Annotated in this window: 3 protein-coding genes; 1 reads left to right on the forward strand and 2 read right to left on the reverse strand. The window is 39.7% G+C overall.

All coding sequences use genetic code 11. From position 1 onward, the window contains the following. Positions 1 to 537 (forward strand): TetR/AcrR family transcriptional regulator (locus tag KPL72_RS20935; RefSeq protein WP_219704336.1); only part of this gene is annotated, 537 nt, incomplete at its 5' end. Between the two features lie 284 nt (positions 538 to 821). Here the strand turns inward: KPL72_RS20935 and KPL72_RS20940 are convergent. Both KPL72_RS20940 and KPL72_RS20945 read right to left on the reverse strand, forming a co-directional pair. After that, a complete protein-coding gene (locus tag KPL72_RS20940; protein WP_219704337.1) occupies positions 822 to 3,890 on the reverse strand; it encodes an efflux RND transporter permease subunit in 3,069 nt (1,022 codons plus the stop codon). Between the two features lie 4 nt (positions 3,891 to 3,894). Continuing rightward, complete coding sequence (locus KPL72_RS20945) at positions 3,895 to 4,980, reverse strand: efflux RND transporter periplasmic adaptor subunit (protein WP_219704338.1); 1,086 nt, start codon at positions 4,978 to 4,980, stop codon at positions 3,895 to 3,897. Between the last annotated feature and the right edge of the window lie 288 nt (positions 4,981 to 5,268).

The raw sequence follows: 5,268 nt of genomic DNA on the forward strand, positions 1-5,268 counted from the left end.
CAAGCTTCTACTTACATTTTGTCAGAGTCTGGATGGAGAGGGTTTACGACAAACGCGATTGCTGAGCGGGCAGGGGTAAACATCAGCTCGTTATATCAATTTTTTCCGAATAAAGAATCTATCCTTGCTGAATTACAAAAAAGACATGCAGAAGACACCTGTACTGACTTGGTTGAAGTACTAAACAACTTACCAAAAGAGCTTACGTTTAGAGAAGTACTGACTCATATCATTGAATTGCTGGTCAAAAAGCATCAAATAGAGCCAGAAATTCACAGTATATTTAATAAAGAAGTGCCTTTTACAGTACGATCAATTTTGGATGAGGAAAAGGACTTACGAGATCAGCTGTTATTGATCTTAGGCCCTCATATGGTCAATGTTTCGGATCCAAAATTTTCGGTTTATCTTATAGGTATTGCGGTTGATGCAATTATTAATGAGGTGGCATCGAGTCGAGTTGATATGTTGGGTGAGGGAATCTTGGTAACAGAATTGGTGACCTTATTGGAGCGCTTTTTGATTCGTCCTGCTTAACTATGAACCTGAAAACCACTATATTGGAATCGAGAAGTGGACGGCATTGATTGAATTTAGCGTTAAAGATGTATCTATTTGTTTACATGAGATCTAGGCAGTAGTGCCCGAAAAATATTTAGTATATTAAACGTCCGGAAATGATCTTTCTGACCGTCTAATTTTTTAGGGCTATCATGTGCAAAAAAAACAGCTCAATACCATTAATATAATAATATGTGAGTAGAGAGCTGTTTTATTCAATTAATTTAATTTCTATTAATCTAGACTTGATATTTTACAAGCTAAGGCACATTTTTAAATTTTGCTTCAAAATTCATTAATAGATTCAATGCAGCAGGTAGGACGGTAAGGGTGAAAATTGTCCCTACTAACAAACCACCTATGATGGCAAAAGCCATAGGACCCCAAAAAACTTCTCTAGCAATAGGAATCATACCAAGAATGGCAGCGCAAGCTGTTAATAAAATGGGTCTCGCTCGATGAATTGTGGAAGTAACGATAGCATCGTGGATATTAAGACCTTCTTCTGTATGCCGATCCACTTCTGCGATGAGAATAACTGAGTTTCGAATAATCATTCCTGATAGAGCAATAACGCCAAGTAAGGCTACGAAACCCATGGGCACTCCAGCTGGCGACATAGCAAGCACGACTCCAATAAAACCAAACGGTGCGGTTAGCACAGCCAATATCATTCTGGAGAATCGTTTTAACTGAATCATGAGTAAAGTCAACATAAACAAGAATGTTACAGGCAGCATAGCTAATACAGACGCGTTACCTTTATTGGAATGAGTCACCAATCCATCCTCTTCGATATGGTAGTTATTGGGCAAGGTTTTTGCAAAAAACTGTATGTCAGAAGCGAGCTCTTTGGATATGGTTAGCGGGAGTTTATCTCCAGAAGTATCCAATTGGACGCTCACGTAAGGCTCTCTGTTCCATCGCCAGATTATAGGATCACTAATGCCATATGAAATAGATGCAATCTGTTGCAGAGGGACTGTTTTACCATTGCTAATTGGAATCTGTAAATTACTAATAGTGTCAATGTTTTTTCTGTCTTTAGGTAAACCTTGAACGTTAACTCCCACTAAGCGGTTACGGTCTCTAATGCTGGTGATGGTGTTTCCAGAAAAAATAATGGCTAAATTATTTGCAACTTCCTCGGAGCTTAGCCCAACCGCTCTAGCGGCCGTTTGGTCAATATTTATTTCGACCTGGCGCTCAGGCTCACCCGATGTAAGGTTTATCCCATGAGTTCCTTGGTGCTTACTAATCACCGAGGACAATTGCAGTGCATAAGTGCGGAGTTTTTCAACGTCAGGCCCTGTTATTCTATATCTTACGGGCCAACCTACTGGCGGTCCTAATTCGAGTGGTGAAACTCGGCTGATTATATCGCCATCATTTCTTTCTAAGTAGTTATTAAGTTTGGTTTTTAATTGTTCTTTTATTTCTGGTGTTTTTGATACAACGACTAGCTCAGCTATGTTTTCACGGCTCAGTAAAACATCCATAGGCAAATAAAAACGAACAGCTCCAGAACCAATGTAAGACGAAAAGTGCGATACTTCAGTTTGTTTCGCTAACCAATGCTCTAATTTCTCGACTCTGATTTTAGTTGCATCTTGGGTTGCGCTTTCAGGTAGCCTCAAATCGACGAGTAGCTCTGGTCGGTCAGAAGCAGGGAAGAATTCGTGTTTTAAAAAACGAGCACCCCAAAAAGAAGTTCCCACAAGGAGTACCGCAATACCAATGACCCATAAAGGATGTTTTAAGCTATAGCTTAGTGCTTTTTGATGCCCTTGAGAAAGGCGGCTTGTTTTTTCTGTATTGTGAACAATTTTTTTAGGTAATAACCAAACTCCAATTAGTGGAGAAAATACAACCGCAACAATCCACGAACTCATTAGAGCAATAGTTACAACGACAAACATTGAATAACAGTATTCACCAGCACTGGAAGAGGCAAACCCAACAGGAATAAAGCCTGCTATCATGACTAGCGTACCTGTCAGCATTGGGAACGCTGTACTTTGAAATGCGTAGGAAGCGGCCTCTCTTCGACTCCAGCCATGCTCTAGTCTGGATATCATAGCCTCCACCGTTATCATTGCATCATCAACTAATAAACCTAAAGCGATTATCAGAGCACCTAAAGATATCCTTTGAAGTCCAATACCAGCGATTTCCATGCCGACAAATGTCATGGCCAAGACCATAGGAATAGAAACAGCAACAACGAGGCCTGCTCTAGTTCCAAGAGAGATAAATGAAACCCCTAAAACAATAATAATGGCTTCTACTAATACATGAACGAAGCCGCTGACTGCTTTATTTACAACATCTGACTGGTCCGCTACTTTATGAATGCTAATCCCATATGGTAAGGTTTTTTCAATATCTGCAATTTTCTGTTTAATAGCTTCGCCAAAATTTTGCATATTGCCGGTTTCAGACATAGAGATTGCTAAACCGATAGCAGGTTTTCCGTTGACTCTAAATTCTGGACTGGGTGGTGAAACCAACTGGCGGCTAATTTTTGCAATTTCTGTCAAAGGAATAAATCGATTATTTATATGAAGTTCAATTTTTTTGAGGCTATCTTCAGAAGTAAATGCACCACTCACTTTTAACGCAATGCGTTCTTTGTCTGTTCTGATTGTGCCAGCTGAAGTGACCGAGTTCTGTTGTTGTAGAGCATTAATTACATTGTTTAAACTGAGTCCCAGTCCTGATAATTTTTCAGGAGAGAACGCTACGATTATTTGTTCATCTTGAGCGCCTAGTACCTTCACTTTACTAACGTCTTTTACCGTCAGTAATTTATCTCGAATTTTATCAACTTGGTCGCGTAATCCACGTATTGAAAATCCATCTGTGGTGAACCCATAGATGGTGCCGTATGTATCGCCAAACTCATCATCGACAGAAGGTTCTGTTGCTCCAGCTGGCAAGGTGCCGCTGAGCTCGAGGTCTTTCATTTTCTTGCGTACCTGATTCCATATATGTGGTACTTCAGAAGGAGGAGTTTTATCTAATAGGTTGATAAAAACGACTGATTGACCTTTGCGAGTGTAGCTTTCGATATAATCAAGATAGGGGATTTCTTGTAATTTTTTTTCTATGGTATCGGTAACAAATTGCGTTGTATCTTTTATCGAAGCTCCAGGCCAAGAAGATGAAATAACCGCTTTTTTGATTGTAAAAGAAGGGTCTTCGTTACGAGGTAAGTTTATATAACTCATGATTCCCATCGTCATAACAATCAGCATCATGAAGCTTATCAATTGTTGATTGGCTAGTGCCCATGATGATAAGTTAAATTTTTGAGAGGATTTTGACATTATGTTACTCCCCAAGCTCGGAAACTTTTAAGCCAGGGCGAAGAGTGGAAACACCCGCGATGACAATATGCTGGCCAACTGTTAAGCCGCGAGAAACAAATATGCTCTGATTGCTGTATCGTACTACTTCTATCGGTTGTATTTTTAGTGTTTGGCTCTCTGGATCAAAAAGATATACGGCGGTTTGCTTTCCATCGCGTGTGAGGGCAGATTCTGGTAGCTCAATCACATTGGGCTCTTGTAAAGATATTGTCCCTTTTACGATAGCGCCTAACCCCATACTCATCGGTGGATTATGAAGCTTTACGCGCACACTATATGTACGTGTGTTTGGGTCTGCTTGGGGACTAACATCACGAACTGTTCCTATTACATTTACTTCTGGGTTGGATTGCAGTGAGACAGTGATTGCTGGATTTTTAATGCCACTATTGATAATTGTTTCTGGTACATCAAAAACAGCATTTCGATCATCTAATGAGGCTATTTTAATAATTTCTTGTCCTACGCTTATGACTTGTCCTAAATTCGCACTAACGCTAACAATAATACCGCTTTCCGGAGCAAGTAATCGCGTGAATTCTAAGTTGTCCTGTGCATTTTTGAGATTCGCTTTTGCACTTTCCAGACTCGATACTGCTGATTCTAAGTTGTTTTGAGCTTGATCAAATTGAGATTGTGAAATGACTCTTTGATCAATAAGTTTTTGGTACCTATCTCGCGTTTTTCTTGCCAAGTTTTCCGCAGAATGAGCATTTTCTAATGTTGCTTTCGCCGTCTGTAGTTGGTGTTGTGCATCTCGTGGATCAATGGTAGCTATCAATTCACCTTTATTTACTTTGTCGCCAATACGGACATTGCGCTCTAATACTCGCCCTCCAATTCGAAACCCTAAAGACGTTTCTCGTTCTGCTTCCACATCGCCTATCAAAGAAATATTATTACTAATATCTTGGTGATTAATGATGAGTGTTTTGACAGGACGAATTGATTCTACATCAACGTGATCTTGCTTATCACAACCTGTTAATGCGGTTAGTGCTATGAGTATTGTCATCAGTGAGCCAATGTGAAAAATTGAATTAGGCATAATTGTTCCTCAAATAAGTTTGAATGACTTGTGAATAGCAATTTAAGCTAGAGCCGATCATTCAACCGGCTTGTATAGTAAGAGTAAGTAGCGTTCTTTTAATGTGATTTTTAAAAATTGCCTAACCTATGAATAGGTATATCGTTAATGCTCTTTTATTACATTTTTTAGCGAGCGACGGGATTGCTCTTCAATTCTTGCCTCATCAGCGCGGTATCCAAGAGCAATTACCACCGGAATGACCGCTCCTCGAGGAAGGTCTAATAATTTACTCAATTTTGCAGCTGA

Source organism: Marinomonas lutimaris, from assembly GCF_019426345.1.
Lineage (GTDB): Bacteria > Pseudomonadota > Gammaproteobacteria > Pseudomonadales > Marinomonadaceae > Marinomonas > Marinomonas lutimaris.

Bases quoted from the DNA above. Each gene is read 5' to 3' on its own strand.
- KPL72_RS20940 (WP_219704337.1), bottom strand. From the start codon at position 3,890: ATGTCAAAATCCTCTCAAAAATTTAACTTATCATCATGGGCACTAGCC.
- KPL72_RS20945 (WP_219704338.1), bottom strand. From the start codon at position 4,980: ATGCCTAATTCAATTTTTCACATTGGCTCACTGATGACAATACTCATA.